Source organism: Streptomyces caelestis (assembly GCF_014205255.1).
Taxonomy (GTDB): Bacteria; Actinomycetota; Actinomycetes; order Streptomycetales; family Streptomycetaceae; genus Streptomyces; species Streptomyces caelestis.
This window is the reverse complement of record NZ_JACHNE010000001.1, coordinates 7,580,115-7,599,280: the sequence shown is the minus strand read 5'-3', so window position 1 is coordinate 7,599,280 and position 19,166 is coordinate 7,580,115. Positions and strand designations below refer to the sequence as shown.

Annotated in this window: 16 protein-coding genes; 12 read left to right on the top strand and 4 right to left on the bottom strand. The window is 71.7% G+C overall.

Features of this window, described 5'->3' with window-relative positions; all coding sequences use genetic code 11:
• Window positions 1–113 precede the first annotated feature (113 nt).
• From HDA41_RS34485 to HDA41_RS34450, 8 genes are all read left to right on the top strand, one after another.
• Entirely contained in the window at window positions 114–998 is an 885-nt protein-coding gene (locus HDA41_RS34485; protein ID WP_184993986.1) for a carbohydrate ABC transporter permease, read from the top strand.
• Entirely contained in the window at window positions 995–1,843 is an 849-nt protein-coding gene (locus tag HDA41_RS34480) for a carbohydrate ABC transporter permease (RefSeq protein ID WP_086601293.1), read from the top strand. The genes HDA41_RS34485 and HDA41_RS34480 overlap by 4 nt, the downstream gene beginning before the upstream one ends.
• Before the next feature lie 134 nt (window positions 1,844–1,977).
• Complete coding sequence (locus tag HDA41_RS34475) at window positions 1,978–2,913, top strand: alkaline phosphatase family protein (protein ID WP_268251507.1); 936 nt, start codon at window positions 1,978–1,980, stop codon at window positions 2,911–2,913.
• A complete protein-coding gene (locus tag HDA41_RS34470) occupies window positions 2,910–5,843 on the top strand; it encodes a glycoside hydrolase family 2 TIM barrel-domain containing protein (RefSeq protein WP_184990983.1) in 2,934 nt (977 codons plus the stop codon). The genes HDA41_RS34475 and HDA41_RS34470 overlap by 4 nt, the downstream gene beginning before the upstream one ends.
• 31 nt (window positions 5,844–5,874) lie before the next feature.
• Window positions 5,875–7,710 (top strand): LamG-like jellyroll fold domain-containing protein, encoded by a 1,836-nt coding sequence (locus HDA41_RS34465; RefSeq protein WP_184990981.1) that lies wholly within the window; start codon window positions 5,875–5,877, stop codon window positions 7,708–7,710.
• A gap of 17 nt (window positions 7,711–7,727) precedes the next feature.
• Entirely contained in the window at window positions 7,728–9,404 is a 1,677-nt protein-coding gene (locus HDA41_RS34460) for a PHP domain-containing protein (protein WP_184990979.1), read from the top strand.
• 4 nt (window positions 9,405–9,408) lie between these two features.
• Entirely contained in the window at window positions 9,409–10,257 is an 849-nt protein-coding gene (locus tag HDA41_RS34455; RefSeq protein ID WP_184990977.1) for a hypothetical protein, read from the top strand.
• A 23-nt stretch (window positions 10,258–10,280) separates the two neighbouring features.
• Window positions 10,281–11,108, top strand: a complete 828-nt coding sequence (locus HDA41_RS34450) for a PaaX family transcriptional regulator (protein ID WP_184990975.1) — start codon at window positions 10,281–10,283, stop codon at window positions 11,106–11,108.
• Window positions 11,109–11,137: 29 nt separating this feature from the next.
• Here HDA41_RS34450 and HDA41_RS34445 read toward each other — a convergent pair whose 3' ends face one another.
• From HDA41_RS34445 to HDA41_RS34430, 4 genes are read right to left on the bottom strand one after another with little or no spacing between them, the layout of a single operon-like run.
• Window positions 11,138–11,593, bottom strand: a complete 456-nt coding sequence (locus HDA41_RS34445) for a MaoC family dehydratase (RefSeq protein ID WP_184990973.1) — start codon at window positions 11,591–11,593, stop codon at window positions 11,138–11,140.
• A gap of 11 nt (window positions 11,594–11,604) precedes the next feature.
• Window positions 11,605–13,113, bottom strand: a complete 1,509-nt coding sequence (locus tag HDA41_RS34440) for an acyl-CoA synthetase (RefSeq protein ID WP_184990971.1) — start codon at window positions 13,111–13,113, stop codon at window positions 11,605–11,607.
• Window positions 13,114–13,123: 10 nt separating this feature from the next.
• Window positions 13,124–13,999 (bottom strand): amidohydrolase family protein, encoded by an 876-nt coding sequence (locus HDA41_RS34435; RefSeq protein WP_059421570.1) that lies wholly within the window; start codon window positions 13,997–13,999, stop codon window positions 13,124–13,126.
• Window positions 13,999–14,916 (bottom strand): SDR family NAD(P)-dependent oxidoreductase, encoded by a 918-nt coding sequence (locus HDA41_RS34430; protein ID WP_311772173.1) that lies wholly within the window; start codon window positions 14,914–14,916, stop codon window positions 13,999–14,001. The genes HDA41_RS34435 and HDA41_RS34430 overlap by 1 nt, the downstream gene beginning before the upstream one ends.
• 201 nt (window positions 14,917–15,117) lie before the next feature.
• Here HDA41_RS34430 and HDA41_RS34425 point away from each other — a divergent pair, with 201 nt between their 5' ends.
• The 4 genes from HDA41_RS34425 to HDA41_RS34410 all read left to right on the top strand — a co-directional run bounded on the left by HDA41_RS34425 (window position 15,118) and on the right by HDA41_RS34410 (window position 19,124).
• On the top strand, window positions 15,118–15,543 hold the full coding sequence (locus tag HDA41_RS34425) for a MarR family winged helix-turn-helix transcriptional regulator (protein WP_184993980.1): 426 nt from the start codon (window positions 15,118–15,120) through the stop codon (window positions 15,541–15,543).
• A 79-nt stretch (window positions 15,544–15,622) separates the two neighbouring features.
• Window positions 15,623–16,972 carry an MFS transporter gene (locus tag HDA41_RS34420; protein WP_184990969.1) on the top strand — a complete coding sequence of 450 codons (1,350 nt, stop codon included), beginning with the start codon at window positions 15,623–15,625 and terminating at the stop codon, window positions 16,970–16,972.
• Entirely contained in the window at window positions 16,969–18,336 is a 1,368-nt protein-coding gene (locus tag HDA41_RS34415; RefSeq protein WP_184990967.1) for an alpha/beta hydrolase family protein, read from the top strand. The genes HDA41_RS34420 and HDA41_RS34415 overlap by 4 nt, the downstream gene beginning before the upstream one ends.
• Window positions 18,333–19,124: an IclR family transcriptional regulator gene (locus HDA41_RS34410; protein WP_184990965.1), complete on the top strand. Its 792-nt coding sequence runs from the start codon at window positions 18,333–18,335 to the stop codon at window positions 19,122–19,124. Before HDA41_RS34415 ends, HDA41_RS34410 begins: the two co-directional genes overlap by 4 nt.
• The last annotated feature ends 42 nt before the right edge of the window (window positions 19,125–19,166 follow it).

Genomic DNA, 19,166 nt, shown 5'->3' with positions numbered 1-19,166 from the left:
CTCCGGTCACCGGCCCCGCCTCGGTGCCACGGCACCGGGGCGGGCCGGGCCCGGCCCGCTTCCGCCCGCGGCGCACGCCGCCCGCGGGCACCGTGCGGCCGGCACGTCGCGGGGTGCTGTCCCACTGGCGGCAGTACCTGGCGATCTCGCCCTTCTTCGTGGTCTTCGGCGTCTTCTCGTTCTTCCCGGTCTTCTACTCGCTGTACCTCGCCTTCCAGCGCTGGGACGGCATGGGCACCATGGAGTTCGTGGGTCTGCAGCAGTTCCGGTTCCTGTGGACGGACCCGGTCTTCTGGATGTCGATCCGCAACACCCTGGTGATCTGGGTGCTGTCCACCGTCCCCACGCTGTTCGGGGCCCTGGTGCTGGCGACGCTGCTGCATTCGGTGCGCCGCTTCAAGGGCTTCTACCGCATCGCCCTCTACCTGCCGAACGTCACCTCGATCGTCGCCGTGTCGATCTTCTTCGGCGCGGTGTTCAGCAACAACTTCGGCCTGGTCAACGCGATCCTGGGCACGGTCGGCATCTCACCCGTCCCGTGGCTGAGCAACCCGTGGCTGATCAAACTGGTCATCGCGCTGCTGATGACCTGGATGTGGACCGGCTACAACATGATCATCTACCTGGCGGGTCTGCAGGCCATCCCCACGCAGATCTACGAGGCCGCCAAGCTGGACGGCGCCGGACCCGTCCGTACGTTCTTCCAGATCACCATGCCGATCATGCGGCCCATCATCCTGTTCACCGTCATCATCTCGACCATCAACGGCCTGCAGAGCTTCAGCGAACCCCAGGTCCTGTTCGGCAGCAACGCCGCCAACCCGAACCTCGGCGGCCCCGGCCAGGCGGGCCTGACCACGCTGCTGTACTTCTACCAGTCGGCCTTCGTCAACAACGACTACGGGTACGGCGCGGCCATGGTATGGGCCTTCTTCGTACTGATCATGGTGCTGGTCGTCGTCAACTGGCGTCTCGTCCAGCGCGGGAGGAAGTCATGACCGCAGCGGTCACGAGGCGGTCCCGGCGCCCCAAGGGCCTGACCGCGCACATCGTCCTCGTCCTGGCCGTCCTGGTCTCGGTCTTCCCGTTCGTGTGGACGATCGTCATGGCGACGAACACCACCCAGGACATCTACAAGAGCCCGCCGAAGCTGACCTTCGGTTCCCAGCTGCTGGAGAACGTCCGGCACGTGCTCGACACCATCGACTTCTTCGGGTCGATGCTGAACACGCTCGTCGTCGCGACCGTCACCACCGTCCTGGTCCTGTTCGTCGACTCCCTGGCGGCCTTCGCCTTCGCCAAGTTCGACTTCCCCGGACGCAAGGTGCTGTTCGCCATGCTGGTGGGGTTCATGATGCTGCCGCTCCAGCTGGCCGTCCTCCCGCAGTTCATCCTCATGTCCGACCTCGGCTGGGTCGGCACGCTCAAGGCGCTGATCCCGCCCGCCCTCGCCAACGCCTTCGGCATCTTCTGGCTGCGCCAGTACATCGAGAACGGCGTGCCGGACGAACTCCTCGACGCCGCGCGCATCGACGGCGCGGGTTTCTTCCGCCAGTACTGGAACATCGTGCTGCCGATGATCAAACCCGCGCTGTCGTTCCTCGCCATCTACGCCTTCGTCGGTGCCTGGAACGACTACATCTGGCCGCTCGTCGTGCTCACCGACCCCGGCCACCTCACCCTCCAGGTGGCGCTCGCCCAGCTCCATGTCGGCCACACCACCGACTACAGCATGGTCATGGCCGGCGTGCTCATGGCGTCCGTCCCGCTGGTCGTGGTCTTCACGATCTTCGCCCGGGGGTTCATCGCGGGGGCCACGGAGGGGGCTGTGCAGGGCAGCTGACCGAGCCCCAAAGGGGCGCGGGGAACTGCGCGACCAGCCACAGCGGGCGCGCAGCCGACAACCGGCAGGCGGTCCCGAGCTCTTGGTCCTGATCCGGCCGGTGCAGCAGGCGCCAGCGATGAGAGGGGTAAGCAGTGGCGGACATCGACGCCGACAGCAGCGCACGCGCCAAGGTGCTCGTCGTCGGCATGGACGGGCTGCGCATCGACCGGTTGACCCGCTCGCCGTCCATCGCCCCCGTACTGCACCGCCTGATGGCCACCGGCGCCCACGGCACCAGCATGCTGCCCTACGGCCGGGCCGAGGACGGGCCGTCGGCCGGCGCGGCCTACACCGACTCCGGACCCGGCTGGTCGAGCGTGCTGACCGGAGTGTGGCCCGACCGGCACGGGGTGACCGGCAACGACTTCCTCGGCGCCGACTACGCCCGCTACCCCGACTTCCTCAGCCGCGCCGCCACCGCCCGGCCCGGTCTGCGCACGGCGGCGGTGGTGTCCTGGCCGGAGCTGGTCGACCGGGGCGTCCTCGGCGCCGCCATCGGTCGGCGGGTGCGCTACGACGGCGAGTCCGACGGCTACGAACTCGCCGACCGCCTCGTCGCCGACACCGCCGCGCGTTGGCTCACCGAGGACGACCCGGACGTCGTGTTCGTGTACTTCGGCGCCACCGACGAGGCCGGCCACGCCACCGGCCCTCTCTCCACCGCCTACGACCGGGCCCTGCTCGCCCAGGACGCCCACCTGGGGCGGCTCCTGGAGGCGATCGACGCGCGGCGCGCCCACGAGCACTGGACCGTGCTCGTCACCACGGACCACGGTCACCTCGACACCGGCGGCCACGGCGGCGACACGCGTGCCGAACGGGAGGTCTTCGTCATCCTCGCCGAGCCCGGCGAGCCCGGAATCCTCGCCGGGCCCGGCATGCCCGGAGGCACCAGGCTCGACACGCCCCGCCTCATCGACATCGCCCCCACCGTCCTGGACCGTCTCGGCATCCCCGTCGACCCCGTCTGGGGCCTGCAAGGGCACGCCCTGCCCCGGTCCACCGCACCGACTTCGGAATGCTCATGACCGACGCACACCCCGACCCCCTGATCGCCCTGCGCCCCTGGGAGGCACCCGAGGTGACCTCCTGGGGGCGGCTGCCGATGAACGCCGTCGACCGGCGGGCCGGGGCCGTTTCCCTGGACGGCGACTGGCGTTTCCAGCTGCTGCCCGCGCCGGACGCCCCGCTCGGGGAGGTCTGGTCGTCGTCGTCCGTGCCCGGCGTGTGGACCATGCAGGGCACGGACGACCTCCCGCGGTACCTCAACGTCCGTATGCCGTTCGCCGAGTTCCCGCCGGGCGTGCCCGCCGCCAACCCGACGGGCGTGTACGAGCGGGTGGTGGACGTGCCGGCCGAGTGGGCCGGACGGCGGATCGTGCTCCAGGTCGGGGCGGCGGAGAGCGTGCTGCTGGTGCACGTGGACGGGCGGCCGGTCGGCATCTCCAAGGACTCCCACCTGGCCGCCGAGTTCGATCTGACGGACGTGGTGCGCCCCGGGGAGCGGGCCACCCTGCGCCTGACCGTCGTGAAGTGGTCGGACGCCTCGCACATCGAGGACCAGGACCAGTGGTGGCACGGCGGGATCACCCGCTCGGTGCTGCTGTACGCGAGGGACCCGCTGTATCTCGCGGACGTGACCGTGCGGGCCCGGCGGGACGGTGACCTGCGCGTGGACTGCCTCGTACGGGACTCGGGCGGGGCCCTGCCCGAGGGCTGGTACGTCAGCGGGGAGCTGGACGGGCGCCTGCTGACGCAGGACGCGGAGTTCGACCGGGTCAACGCCGAGGACGAGCGTGTCTCCGGCTTCCTCGGGGAGGCCCGGCTGCGGGCCGCCGTACCGGACGTGCGCACCTGGAACGCCGAGACGCCCGAGCTGTACGGCCTGACCGTCCGGCTGCACCGCGCCGACGGCACCGTCGCCGACACCTCCCGCCACCGGATCGGCTTCCGTGACGTCGAGATCACCGGCCGGGACCTGCTGGTCAACGGCGAGCGTGTGTTCATCCGGGGCGTCAACCGGCACGACTTCCATCCGCTGACGGGGCGGACCGTGTCCTACGACGACATGCGCGCGGACCTCGTCCTGCTGAAGCGGTTCGGCTTCAACGCGATCCGCACCGCGCACTACCCGAACGATCCGGCCCTGTACGACCTGGCCGACGAGCTCGGCTTCTACGTCGTCGACGAGGCCGGCATCGAGTCGCACGACCACGCGCACGAGATCGCCGACGACCCGCGCTATCTGGGCGCCTTCGTCGACCGGGTCGCGCGGATGGTGCTGCGGGACAAGAACCACCCGTCCGTCATCGTCTGGTCGCTGGGCAGCGAGTCCGACTACGGCGCGAACCACGACGCGGCGGCGGGCTGGGTACGCCGGCACGACCCGACCCGGCCGGTGCAGTACGAGGGCGCGGCCAAGCGCGGCTGGGCCGATCCGGACCTGGCCTCCGACATCGCCTGCCCGATGTACGCGCCGCTGCAGGAGTGCCTCGCGCACGCCATGTCCGGGCGGCAGACCAAGCCGCTCATCCAGTGCGAGTACTCGCACGCCATGGGCAACAGCAACGGCACGCTCGCGGACCATTGGGAGGCCATCGAGGCCACCCCGGGTCTTCAGGGCGGGTTCATCTGGGAGTTCTGGGACCACGGCATCCTCCAGCGTGTGAACGACGGCAGACCGGCCGGGCGTGGGGGCGCCGGGCTCTACGGCAACGGTGTCGCCGCGCCCGGCCACCGCTGGGCGTACGGCGGCGACTTCGGGGAGACCGACCACGACGGCGCCTTCATCGCCGACGGTGTCGTCTTCCCCGACCGCACCCCGAAGCCCGTGATGTTCGAGCACCGGGAGATCGCCGCGCCGGTGCGCATCGAGCACTTCCGGCACGAAGGCGTGGTCCTGGGCAACCACCAGCACTTCCGCGGCCTGGACTGGCTGTCCGGCGAGTGGGAGCTGGCCCTCGCCGACGGCGGCACCCTGACCGCCCCCGCCGAGCTGCCCGATCTGCGGCCGGGCGAGACGGCCGCCGTGCCGCTGCCGTTCGAGCTGCCGGAGGACGGCGGCGAGGCGTGGCTGACGCTGCGGGTCACGACGGCCCGGGACGAATCGTGGGCGCCGCGCGGCACGGTCGTGTGCCTGCCGCGGATACGGCTGCGGCACGCGGCCCCGGTGCGGCACGCCTTCGTGACGCACCGCCCCGTGGAGCTCGACGAGGACGGGCTGCTGGTCCATCCGCTGCTGACGGCCGGGCCGACGCTGTCGCTGTGGCGGGCGCCCACCGACAACGACGAACTGGGCGGCATGGCGGCCCGGTGGCGGGAGTGGGGGCTCGACGCGCTCACCCGCAAGGTCGTCGCCGTACGGCGTGACCCGGGACGGGTGACGGTGGTGTGCGACCACCTCTGCCCGGGCGGCACCGTCCGTCACGAGCAGGTCTTCACGGCCGTCGAGGGCGGGCTCCTGGTGGAGGAGTGCGCCGAGCTGCCCGAGGCGCTGGACGACGTGGCCCGGGTCGGGTCGGTCTTCGAGACGGACGCCGGGCTGAACCTGCTGGAGTGGTTCGGGCGGGGCCCCTGGGAGTCCTATCCGGACCGGGGCGCGGGCGCGCCCGTCGGCCACCACGCACTGCCGGTGGACGAGCTGTTCACCCCGTATCTGCGGCCGCAGGAGAGCGGCGGGCGGCACGGCGTACGGCGGTTCACGCTGTCCGCGCCGGACGCCACCGGGCTCGCGGTGCGGCTGGACCGGCCCCGTCAGGTCTCCGTGACCCGGCATCGCGCGACCGACCTCGCCGCGGCAGCGCATCACGACGAACTGGTGCCGCAGGCCGGGTGCGTGGTGCACATCGACGCGGCGCACCGCGGGCTGGGCACGGCTTCGTGCGGGCCCGACACCTTCGCCACCTACCTCGTCGCGGCCGGCGTCCATCGCTGGAGCTGGACGCTGCGCGTTCTCTGAGTTCTCCCCTCTGTCACCTCATGGAGCACCTGTGTGCACTTCGCATGACCACGACCCGGGCGAGGCCCCCCAGGCCGGCGCCGGAAGACGCGGTTTCCTGCGCGCCACCGCGCTGCTCGGCGCGACCGCAGCGACGGTGGCCGCGCTGCCGGCCGTCACCGCCGCGGCCGCACCGGCGAGCTGGCGTCCCGACCCGCGCAGCCGCCGCTTCACGCTCGCCGTGATGCCGGACACGCAGTACCTCTTCGACGGGCCGAGCATCGACAAGGCGCCGGTCGAGGCGTCGCTGCGCTATCTGCTGGAGCACGGCGGGGAGGAGAACATCGTCTTCCTGTCCCACCTCGGGGACCTCACGCAGAACGGCGCGAAGGAGGAGTTCGCGGCGATCGGCGAGGCGTTCGGGCTGCTGGACCGCAGGGGCGTCGGCTACAGCGTCCTGGCCGGCAACCACGACGTGAGGTCGTCGACGACCGACCAGCGCGGTGCGACGCCGTATCTGGACGCCTTCGGGCCGCAGCGGGTCAAGGGGCAGCGGACGTTCGGCGGTGCCTCCCCGGACGGCTACAACACCTTCCATCTGTTCACCGCGGGCGGCCGGGAGTGGATGGTGCTCGCGCTGGACTGGCGGCTGTCGCCGCAGGGCTACGCGTGGGCGAAGGAGGTCATGGCGCGGCATCCGAAGACGCCCGTCATCCTCACCACCCACGAGCTGGTCGCCGAGGAGGACGCGCTGTCGGCGTACGGGCAGCAGCTGTGGGACCAGCTGATCGAGGACCACGACCAGATCTTCCTCACCCTCAACGGGCACTACTGGCCCGCCGCCCGCGCGACGCGGAAGAACGCGGCCGGGCACGACGTCCACCTGCATCTGACGAACTACCAGAACCGCTACTTCGGCGGCGCGGCGATGATCCGCCTCTACCGGTTCGACCTGGACCGCAACGTCATCGACGTGGAGACGGTCTCCCCGTGGATCCTGGGGCGGGCCGGGAAGGGGCTCAACGAGCTGGAGCGGCAGGAGATGGAGCTGAGCGGCGACGCCGACCGGTTCTCCGTCGAGATCGACTTCCAGGAGCGCTTCTCCGGCTTCGCGCCCGTGCCCGCCCGTCCGGCGCGGCCCGCCTCGAAGCTGCTGGTCCCGGGCACGATGGCGTACTGGCGCTTCGAGAAGCCCGTCGACGGCACGACCGGCACGGTCCGGGACCTGTCCGGGCGCGGCAACGACCTCTCGCTCGTCACGGTGGGCGGCGGTGCCCTGGACTGGTCGGCGGACCACCACCCCGACCAGCCGGGCCACGGCAGCCTGGAGTTCCAGGGCTTCAAGTCCCCGCTGAAGGGCGCCTATCTGCGCACGGTCGACGGCGCCCCGCTCAACTCGGTCACCTTCGAGGACGGTTACACCATCGAGGCGTTCTACCGGCTGCCCGCCGACTGGGACCCGGACCACCACGCCTGGTCGGGTCTGGTCGGGCGCACGGGCACGGGCGGCGCCGCCGGGAAGACCGCCGACGACCCCGACGAGCCACTGGCCACGCTGTCCCTGTCCAACGACCGCGAACCGCAGTGGGCGATGCGCCCGCTCAACCAGCAGGGCATCGCCACCAACTGGGGCCAGGAGACCCCGCTGGAGACCTGGTGGCACCTCGCGGTCGTCAACGACGGCAGGCACACCACGCTGTACGTCGAGGGCTGCCCGGTGCTCCGCAACCCCAAGGCGGCCTCCGTCGGCATCACCTCCGTCGGCCTGCCGTGGCTGCTCGGCGGCTACGAGTACGGCGGCAAGATCGACCAGATCTTCCACGGCCGGCTCGGCGACGTGCGGATCGTCGCCCGGGCGCTGCCCGTCACCTCCTTCATGAACCACTGACCTCCCAGGGAGCCCTCATGACAGAGCAGCAGCTGCCCGCGTGGGCCGACCCGTCCGTCTCCCCCGCCGCCCTCGACCCCCAGGGCGTCTCCCGCCGCGGGCTCCTGCGCCGCGCGGGCCTGTTCGGCGCCGCGTTCGCCCTGGGCTCTTCGGGGACCCCGGCCCTGGCCGCCGACGGCGGCGACAGACGGCTGGGCGGCGAGGACCCCCGCCTCGCCTACCTCGTCGGCGACCACCACGTCCACTCCGTCTACAGCCACGACGCCAAGTACACGTTCTCCCAGCTGGCCGCCGCGGGCGCGAAGTACGGCCTGGACTGGATGGTGTTCACCGAGCACTCCAACTTCGGGCACGCCGACTTCGGGGCCGCGCTGGAGCACCAGGAGATCCTCCGGGCGCGGGCCGAGAACCCACGTCAGCTGATCTTCCAGGGTCTGGAGTGGTACATCCCGGCCGCCGAGCACTGCACGGTGTTCACCGCTCCCGGCCCGCGCGAGGTCGGCCTGCTGACCCGGTTCGAGCGTGCCTACGACGGCAAACTGCTCGGCTACGACAAGGGCGGCCCCGCCGACGCGGACACCGCCCGCAACGAGACGCACGCCGTCAAGGCCCTCGAGTGGCTGGCTCGGCAGCGTCGTTCGGGCTACGTCGACGACGTGCTGGTCCTTGCCAACCACCCGATGCGCCTGGGCATCGACTCCCCGCACGAGATGCGCAACTGGCGGGACGCGGCGCCCGACATCATGATCGGCATGGAGGGCGCGCCGGGTGCCCAGGGCGCCGCCATCCCCGGCTGGCGCGGCGCCACGTCGATCCGCGGCGAGTACGAGAACAAGCCGTCCGCGCAGTCCTGGCCCGGCTACCCGGCGGACGCCTACCTCACGTACGGCGGCTTCGACTGGGCGACCGCCACCGTCGGCGGCCTGTGGGACTCGATGCTCGCCGAGGGGCGGCTGTTCTCGGTCACCACCAACTCCGACGCCCACCGGATCGTCTTCGACACCTGGAAGAACGGTGACTGGCAGCCCGGCCAGACGTTCGACAGCACCGGGAAGCTGCCCGACCCGGTGAACACGGACACCCCGCAGCCCGGCAGCGACTTCTGGCCCGGCCAGTTCAGCCGTACGCACGTGGGCGTCACCCGCTACGGCTACCGCGCGGTCATGGCGGGGCTGCGCGCGGGCCGGGTCTGGCTCGACCACGGGCATCTGCTCGACGGGCTCGACGTCCGGCTGAAGCGGGAGCACGACCGGGGCCGGGGCGTGACGCTCGGCGGCCGGCTGCGGGTCCGCAAGGGCGAGAGGCTCACCCTGGACGTCACCGTGACGACCGCCTCGCGGCCCAACCCGCAGGGCATCCTGCCCGAGTTGGCGCACGTGGACGTCATCCGCGGCGCGGTGCGCGGCCCGGTCGCCGACCGCGACACCTGGAAGGCCCCCGACACCCGCGTCGTCCGCTCGCAGGACGTCTCCGGCCGCACGGGCACTTACACCCTGCGCATCCCGCTGACCGCGGGCGAGGAGTCCTTCTACGTCCGGCTGCGCGGCAGCGACGGCAACCGCAACGGCACCGGCTACCTCGGCGCCTCGGTCGACCCGCACGGGCCGGTCCCGCACCCGCCCGGGGACGGTGACCCGTGGGCGGATACGTGGTTCTATGCGAACCCGGTATTCGTCGACGTGGAAGGTACCTGACCTGATGAGACGTCAACTTCTCGCCGCCACCGCGTTATTGGGTGTCTTCACGCTGGGCGCCGGCACGGCCTCGGCCGCCGGTGCCCCGCAGTGGGCTCAGACCGGCACGGCGTACACCGACACCCTCGGCGGCGGGCAGGGCCTGGCCAGCCGCGCGGACGGCTCCCTGTTGTACCGCGGGCTTGCCTCCATCCCGCTGGACCTGCGGGTCAAGGGCTGGAACCACATAGGCGACCCGGACATCGCGCGCGGCCATGTCTTCGACGCCTACCAGGGCCCGGACACAGCCACCTCCAAGATGTTCGCGGTCACCACCCCGGCCGGGAAGCGCTACGCGTACGTCCACCCGCTGAACCCGGGCGAGAAGCTGAACAACTCCTTCGCCACCGTCTCGCCCGACGAGCAGTGGCTGGTGTCGGGCGAGTGGGGCACGCAGAACCGGCTCCAGGTCTTCCCGGCGCCGCTGCTCAACCCGTCCACGCCGCCTGCCGGCGGCGAGCTGAGGGAGGCCGGGCAGATCACCCTGGACAAGCCCGTGCGCGACATCCAGGGCTGCGACTTCGTCACCGGCACCCGCCTGCTGTGCGCCTCGAACGACGCCTCGGGCACCCTCTTCCCGGAGATCCGGCCGCTGCTCCAGGTCGACCTGCCCCGCAAGCTGGACGGGCAGCCGGTCACCGGCACGGTGAAGAGCCTCTTCGCACTGCCGCAGCGCAGCGCGTGCACGGGCACCTTCGAGACGGAGGGCGTCGACTACGACGCGAACAGCGGCACCCTGCGGGCGCAGATGATCCCGCCGGGCGTGTGTGCGGTGACGACGACCGTACACGCGTACCAGCAGGTCACCGACTGATCGAGCGGAGGTACGGTGGCCGCGTGACCGGTGAAGAGTCGCTGCGGCCCCAGTCCCTCATGCTGACGTTCCTGGGCGACCAGGTGCTCGGGCGCGACGTGTGCGTGTACTCGGGCAGCGTCATCGACGTGTTCACCCGCGCCGGGATCGGCGAGCAGGCGACCCGCTCGACGCTGACCCGCATGGTCAACCGTGACCTGCTGCGCCGCCAGCGCGAGGGCCGCCGGATGTACTTCGGGCTGACCGAGCGCTCGGAGGCGGTGCTGCGCGACGGCGAGCGGCGCATCTGGCAGACCGGTGCCGTCAACCGGCACTGGGACGGCACCTGGACGCTGCTCGGCTTCTCGCTGCCCGAGTCCTGGCAGCGCCAGCGACACGACCTGCGCTCCCAGCTGACCTGGAGCGGCTTCGGCCCGCTGTTCAGCGGCCTGTGGATCGCGCCGGGCGAGGTCGACGTGTCGGCACTGGTCGCCGAGCTCGGCCTGTCCGCCCATGTGAAGGTCTTCCGCGCGCACGCCGACACCGGGACGGACATCGGCCAGATGATCGAGGAGACGTGGGAGCTGTCCGACCTGGCCGGCCGCTATGAGGCGTTCGTACGGCGCTGGCAGTCCTGGGAGGACGAGCTGCCGGATGCCGACGACGCGCTCGCGCTGCGGCTGCGGCTGCAGACGGAGTGGCTGCGGATCGTCCGGCGCGATCCGCGGCTGCCCGTCAAGCACCTGCCGGACGACTGGCCGGCGGAACAGGCCGAGAAGACGTTCCGGACCGTGCACGAGAGGCTCTCGCCGCTCGCGCGTGACGCCTCGGAACGCCTTCTCGACCTGGTGCCCGCGCGGCCTCAGGCGTAGAACGCGGCCTCAGGCCTGGAACAGCGGCCTCAGGCGTAGAACCGCGACAGGCTCTGGAGCACCGCGGCCGGCTTGGCGCCGCCCTCGATCTCGATGGCGCCGTCGACCGTGATCTGCACGCCGCCCGGCACCTCCTCGACCTCGGCGAGCTTCGCCACCAGCCGGATGCGGGAGCCGACCTTCACCGGGGAGGGGAAACGCACCTTGTTGAGCCCGTAGTTGACCTTCGTCGTCACGCCCTGGACGTCCAGGAGCTCGGTGAACAGCGGGATGAAGAGGGAGAGCGTGAGGTAGCCGTGCGCGATGGGGGCGCCGAAGGGACCCTCCTTCGCCTTCTCCGGGTCGACGTGGATCCACTGGTGGTCCCCGGTCGCGTCGGCGAAGGTGTCGATCCGCTCCTGCGTGACCTCGATCCACTCGCTGGTGCCGAGGTCGCTGCCCGCGAGCTTCTTCAGTTCGTCGAGGCCGTTGACGGTGATGCTCATGGAGCCGTCCTTCACTGGGAGTCGGTGCCGTAGCGCTTGCGCACTCGGGATTTGAGGAGCTTCCCGGAGGCGGTGCGGGGCAGTTCGTCCGCCACCACGACCGACTTCGGGATCTTGTACTTGGCGAGGCGGCCGGCGAGCGACGCGAGCACCTCGTCGGGGTCGAGCGCGGCGCCCTCGCGGGGCACGACGACCGCGCGGGGCACCTCACCCCACTTGTCGTCCGGCACCCCGATCACCGCGCACTCGACGATGTCCGGGTGGGCGAGGAGCTGGTCCTCGATCTCGGCGGGGTAGATGTTCTCGCCACCGGAGATGATCATGTCCTTGAGGCGGTCGACGATGTGGACGTAGCCGTCCTCGTCGACCTGGGCGGCGTCGCCGCTGCGGAACCAGCCGTCCGCGAAGGACGCGGCCGTCTCCTCGGGCAGCCCCCAGTAGCCGGGCATGACGTGCGGTCCACGCACCACGACCTCTCCCACCTCGCCGACGTCGACCGGCGCGAGGTCGGGCCGTACGACGCGTACGTCGCTGAAGAAGTGCGGCACGCCCGCCGACCCCGCCTTGCTGACGGCGTGCTCGGCGTCCAGGAACAGCGTGCCGGGGGCCGCCTCGGTCATGCCGTAGCCCTGGAGGAAGGTCAGGCCGCGCCGCTGGTACGCCGCGATCAGCGGGGTCGGGACCGGGGAGCCGCCGCAGGTCAGGATGCGCAGCGACGACAGGTCGGCGTCCGGCCAGCGCGGGTGCCGGGCCACCTGGTCGAACATGGTGGGCACGCCGAACATGAAGGTGATCCGGTGCCGTTCGATCAGGTCGAAGGTGGCGTCCGGGTCGAAGGCCTCGACCAGGACGCAGGTGCCGCCCTTCAGCAGGACCGGCAGCGTCAGCATGTTCAGCCCCGCGGTGTGGAACAGCGGGGCGGAGACCAGGGCGCGTTCGTCGGCGATCAGGTCGTGGTCGACGAGGACGTTGATCGCGTTCCAGGTGAGGTTGCCGTGGGTGAGCATCGCGCCCTTGGGGCGGCCGGTCGTCCCCGAGGTGTACATGATGATGCAGGTGTCGTCCGGGGTGACCGGTGTGTCGATGGGCTCCCGGGAGGCCGAGGCCAGCGCCTCCTCGTACTCGGCGCCCACTTCGACATACGTACGGACGTCCGTGCTGCCCGGCAGTCCCGCGACCAGACCGGCGTGCGAGGGGCCGTAGACGAGGGCCTTGGCTCCGGAGTCGGCGAGCTGGTAGGCGATCTCGGGTCCGGCCAGCCGGATGTTGAGGGGGACGAAGACCGCGCCGAGGGTGCCGGCGGCGAACATGGTCTCCAGGTAGGCCGGGTGGTTCGGGCCGAGGTAGGCGACGCGGTCGCCGCGGCGGACGCCCCTCTCGCGCAGGGCGTGGGCGAGGCGGGTGGTGCGGTCGTACAGGCCGGCGTAGGTGCGGGTGGTGTCGCCGTGGATCAGGGCGGTGCGGTGCGGGGTCTTGCGGGCCCGGCGTGCGGGCCATGACCCCAGTCCCTCGTTGCGCATGTCACGCCCCTTACGGTGTCGTCAGCCCGAGCAGGCGGGCGGCGTTCTCCTTGAGGATCTTCGGCCGGACCTCTTCCTTGATCGTCAGCTTGTCGAAGTCGGCGAGCCAGCGGTCGGGGGTGAGGACGGGGAAGTCGGAGCCGAAGAGGACCTTGTCCTTCAGCAGCGTGTTCGCGTACTGCACGAGCTGCGGCGGGAAGTACTTCGGCGACCAGCCCGACAGGTCGATGTGCACGCCCGGCTTGTGCGTGGCGACGGCCAGGGCCTCGTCCTGCCAGGGGAACGACGGGTGCGCCAGGATGATCTTCAGGTGCGGGAAGTCGGCGGCCACGTCGTCCACGTGCAGCGGGTTGGAGTACTTGAGCCTGATCCCGCCGCCGCCGGGCACGCCGGCGCCGATGCCGGTCTGGCCGGTGTGGAACAGGGCGATCGTGCCGGTCTCCTCGATCACCTCGTACAGGTCGTACGCCACCGACCGGTCGTTGGGGAAGAAGCCCTGGATGCTGGGGTGGAACTTGAAGCCCTTCACCCCGTACTCCTCGACCAGGCGGCGGGCCTGCTTCACCCCCGCCTTCCCCCGGAAGGGGTCGATGGAGGCGAAGGGGATGAGGACGTCGGCGTTGGCGGCGGCGGCCTCGGCGACCTCCTCGTTGGGGACGGGCGCCGTGCCGGTGGCGGACTCGGCGTCGACCGTGAAGATCACGGCGGCCATCTTCCGCTCGCGGTAGTAGGCGGCCGTCTCCTCCAGGGTCGGTTTCCGCTTGCCCTCGACCTTGAAGTAGGCCGAGGAGGCGTCGTGCAGGTCGTCGTCCAGGGAGGAGTGGCCCTTGGAGGACACCTCCGCATGGGTGTGGACGTCGATCGCGACGAGGTCGTTCAGGTCCATCACGCCTCCGGGAACTTCGGCGCCGGGATGCCGACCGACTGGAGCTCGGCACCGACCGAGGTGGGCCAGGCGTCCGCCAGGGCGCCGGGGGTCCAGCCGCCGTCGGCGTAGGCCGCCCTGATCTCCTGCGGATGCGACCAGAGTGCCACCTTGTCGCCGCCGATGCCGACGCACTGGCCGGTCACACCGCGCGCGGCCTCCGAGGCCAGGAACGGGACCAGGGCGGCGCAGTCCTCGGGGGTGCCGAAGCCCTCGCCCTTGCGCAGGAAGTCCGGCAGCGGCTCGCCGTTCCTCATGGCCTCGATGTACGGGGCGAAGGCCGGGATCGTCTCGGTCATCGCGGTCGCGGCGACCGGCACGATCGCGTTGACGGTGATGTTCGCGCGGCCCAGCTCCATGGACCAGGTGCGGGCCATCGCGGCGATGCCGGCCTTGGCGGCGGCGTAGTTCGTCTGGCCGAAGTTGCCGCGCTGGCCGGCCGGGGAGCCGACCAGGATCAGCGAGCCGCCCTCGCCCTGCTCGCGCATCCGGACGGCGGCGGCGCGGGCGCAGGTGAAAGTGCCCTTGAGGTGCGTGGTGATCACCGCGTCGAAGTCCTCGTCGGTCATCTTCCACAGCACCTTGTCGCGGAGGATGCCCGCATTGGTGACGAGGACGTCGAGCCGGCCGAACTCCTCGACCGCACGGGCGACCAGCCGGTCCGCCGCCTCGGCCGTACCGACCGGGACCACCTCCGCCACGGCCCTGCCGCCCGCCTCGGTGATGGACTTCACGGCCGCCTCGGCCACCGCCTCGTCGACGTCGTTGACGACCACGGACGCGCCGTGGGCGGCCAGGGCGTGGGCGTAGGCGAGGCCGAGGCCCCGGCCGCTTCCGGTGACGACGGCGGCCTTGCCGGTGAGATCGATGCTGGGCACGGGTGGGTCCCTTCACATGGGGTGCGATCACATGAGATGCGACTACGAGATCGAAGCTAAGAGCAATAATTGTTGACGTCAATAGTTGTTGATGACCCATGGGTGCGAGATGCTGGAATCCCAGGAAGCGCCGAGCACAGGGAGCCCGTCATCACACGCCAGAACGTCACCCCGAAGCCCATCGACGCGCACGAGCCGTGGATGCGCGGGCTGCACGCCGACACGGGCTACCTCCTGTACCGCCTGGGCCTGCGCTCGGGACAGCTCTTCAACGCCTGCCTCCAGGAGTCGGGCCTGCGCCTGCGCCACTACGCGGTGCTGCGCTTCCTCGCCACCTGCGAGGGCGCCCTCCAGCGCGAGCTGAGCACGCGGCTCGGCTACGACCCGAGCGCGATCGTCGGCCTGGTCGACGACCTGGAGAAACAGGGATTCGCCGAGCGCCGCCCCTCCCCCGACGACCGCCGCAGCCGGATCGTCGTGCTCACCGAGAGCGGCCGCGCGTTCCTCCGCGACACCGACGAGGCCGGCCAGCGGGTGACGAACGAACTCCTGGGCCCCCTCGACCCGTCCGAGCGGGAGGCACTGCACGCGCTGCTGCAGCGGATCGCCGGGGACGGACTGAACTGATGTTGTGCAAATGATTGACGACTGCACGAGGGGTGCATAACTTCACCGGCTAACCGAGACCCGTCCCCAGGGAGCTCCCGTGCAGCCATCCCCCTCCGCCGCTCAACCCGCCTCCGATTCCCGGCAGTTGCGCCGCGTGGCCGTCTCCGGCCTGCTCGGCACGACCGTCGAGTTCTACGACTTCCTCGTCTACGGCACGGTCGCCGCGCTCGTCTTCGGCGAGCTGTTCTTCCCCCGGGCCGACCCGGCGGTCGGCACCATCGCGGCGTTCGGCACCTTCGCCGCGGGCTATCTCGCCCGCCCGCTCGGCGGCATCGTCTTCGGCCACTTCGGCGACCGGATCGGCCGCAAGTCGATGATGCTGCTGACCATGGTCCTGATGGGCAGCGGCAGCTTCCTCATCGGCCTGCTGCCGACGTACGACGCGATCGGCGTCTGGGCCCCGATCCTGCTGGTCGCCCTGCGCGTGGTGCAGGGCATCGCGATCGGCGGCGAGTGGGGCGGCGCCATGCTGATGGTCGTCGAGCACGCCGAGCAGACCCAGGGTTCCCGGCGCGGCCTGTGGTCCAGCTTCACCCAGCTCGGCGCCCCGCTCGGTTCCGTGCTGTCGGCCGGTGTGGTCACGCTCGTCGCCGGCCTGCCCGACGACGAGTTCCGCTCCTGGGGCTGGCGGGTGCCGTTCCTGCTGAGCATCGTGCTGCTGGCCGTCGGGCTGTTCGTCCGCCTGAAGGTCGCCGAGAGCCCGCTGTTCGCCCAGGTCAAGCGGGGCCCGGTGGACAAGCCGCCGATCGTGGAGGTGCTGCGCCGCCCGAAGCCCGTCCTGCTGGCCGCCTGCGTCGGCATCGGCGCGTTCACCACGCAGTCGCTGCTGACCAGCTTCATGATCTCCTACGCCGTCGACCAGGGGTACACCCGCCCGCAGGTGCTGACCGCGGTGACCATCGCCTCCTGCGTGGCCCTCGCCGTGCTGCCCGCCGCCTCCGCGCTGTCGGACCGGGTCGGCCGCCGGCCCGTCGTGCTCGCCGGAGCGATCGCCTCGGCCGCGCTCGCCTTCCCCGTCCTGGCCCTGGTCGACTCGGGCTCGCCCGGACTGCTGATACTCGCCCTCGCCCTCGGTCACGGGGTCGCCCAGTCCACGATGTACGGGCCGCTCGGCGCCCTGCTCACCGAGATGTTCGGCACCCGCGTCCGCTACACCGGCGCCTCCCTCGGCTACCAGGCGGCCACCCTGGTCGGCGCCGGGTTCTCCCCGCTCATCGCCGGCAGCCTCCTCGCCTCGTACGGCGGCGGGAGCACGCCCGTCTCGCTGCTGCTGTGCGCGGGCGCGGCGATCACCGCCGTCACCGTGTGGCGACTGCGCGAGACCCACACCGACGCCCTGGGCTCCCCCGCCGCCACCGCCCCCACCCTGGAAGGGACCCCGCGTTGAGGATCCGCCTCGCTTTACTGACCGCCTGCCTGTCCCTGGCGACCGCGCTGCCCGCGCGGGCCGCCGCCACGGACGCCCACCTGGAGGGCCGGCTCCCTTCCGGCGCCGCGTACGTGATGGACGTACCCGCGTCCTGGAACGGCACGGTGCTGCTGTACAGCCACGGCTACACCCCGGCCGGAGCCCCCAACCCGGCCCAGAACACCCCGGGTACGGCCGCCCGGGACAAGCTGCTGGCCGAGGGCTACGCCCTGATCGGCTCCTCGTACGCCACCAACGGCTGGGCCGTCACCGAGGCGGTGCCCGACCAGCTCGCCACACTGGACCTGTTCACCGAGAAGTTCGGGGCGGCCCGGCGGACGCTCGCCTGGGGCACCTCGTACGGCGGCTTCGTCACCACGATGCTCGCCGAGCGGCACGCCGGCCGGTTCGACGGTTCGCTGTCGATGTGCGGGCTGGTGCAGGGCGGCGTCGCCAACTGGAACAGCACCCTGGACCCGGTGTTCGCGCTGCGCACGCTCCTCGCGCCGGACTCCGGGATCCGGCTCGCGGGCTTCACCGGCCAGGCGGAGGCGGTCGCCGCCGGGAAGGCGCTCGGCACGAAGGTGGACGCCGCCCAGCGGACCCCCGAGGGCCGGGCGCGGATCGCCCTGGCCGCCGCCCTGCACGACATCCCCGGCTACAACGACGTCTCGCAGACCGAGCCGGGCCCCACGGACTGGCAGACGCAGCAGGCCAACCAGTACTCCGCCGTGCGGGGCCTGATCCAGATGCCCGCGTTCAGCTGGCGGCAGGAGGCGGAGAGCCGGGCGGGCGGCAACCCGGCGTGGAACACCGGTGTCGACTACACGGCCATGCTCGCCCGGTCCCCGCTGAACAAAGAGGTGACGGAGCTCTACAAGGAGGCGGGACTGTCCTTGCGTACCGACCTCTCGGCCCTGGGCCGGGCACCTCGTGTCTCCGCCGATCCGGCGGCCGTGCGGTGGATGCGGAACACCAGCGTGCTCTCCGGCCGGCTCACCGACCCCCAGCTGAACATCCACACGACCGGTGACGCGCTGATACCGGTGCAGGCGGAGAGCGCCTACCGGCGGGCGGCCGGCGCGGCCGGTTCCGGACCGCTGTTCCGCCAGGCGTACGTCGACGCCCCCGGCCACTGCACGTTCACCCCCGGCGAGACCCTGGCCGCCCTGCACACCCTGGAACACCGCCTGGACACCGGCCGCTGGGACACCTCGCCCGGCGCCCTCAACTCCCGGGCCAGGGCGCAGGATCCGACGGACGAGCCCCACTACGTCCCGTACCGGCCGACCGCCTACCCCCGCCCCTACGACCTCGCCCACCCGGGAGACACCCGGCCATGACCGCTCTGCCCCGCGTTCTCGGCTCCCCCGGCACAGGGGGCGCGCCCACGGCGACCGACCGGCTGCTGTCCGTCCTCGCGGCCTTCGACCACGAGCACCCGGCCCTGTGCCTGACGGACATCAGCCGGCGGGCCGGGCTGAGCCTGACCACCGCGCACCGGCTGGTGGGCGCGCTCACGGAGTGGGGTGCCCTGGAACGGGACGAGTCCGGCGTCTACCACGTCGGGCTCCGGCTCTGGGAGATCGCCGCCCTGGCGCCGCGCGGCCTCGCCCTGCGGCAGATCGCGCTGCCGTACCTGGAGGACCTGTACGAGGCGACGCACGAGAACGTGCAGCTGGCGGTGCGGGACGGCTCGGACGTCGTCTACATCGAGTGGCTGTCGGGGCGGTCGGCGGTCGGCGTGCACATCCGCGTCGGCGCGCGCTGGCCGCTGCACGCCACCGGGGTCGGGCTCGCCCTGCTGGCCCACGGGGACCCGGAGTCCCAGGAGGAGTACTGCGCGGGCGCACTCGCCTCCTTCACGCCGTACACGATCACCGACCCGGCGCGGCTGCGGCGGGAACTCGCCGAAGTGCGCCGGACCGGTGTCGCGGTGAGCGACCGTCAGATCACGGCGGACGCCCTGTCGGTGGCCGCGCCGGTGCGCACGGCGGACGGCTCGGTGGCCGCCGCCGTGTCCATCGTGGTGCCGCACGCCGACGCCCAGGTGCCGGTGCTGGTCCCGGCGGTACGGGTGGCGGCGCGCGGGATCTCACGGGCCCTGGGGTGGCGGCCGGAGCGGGCCTGAAGCGGCGGGCTCAGCCGGTGCCCGGCAGAGCTCTTCGTGAAA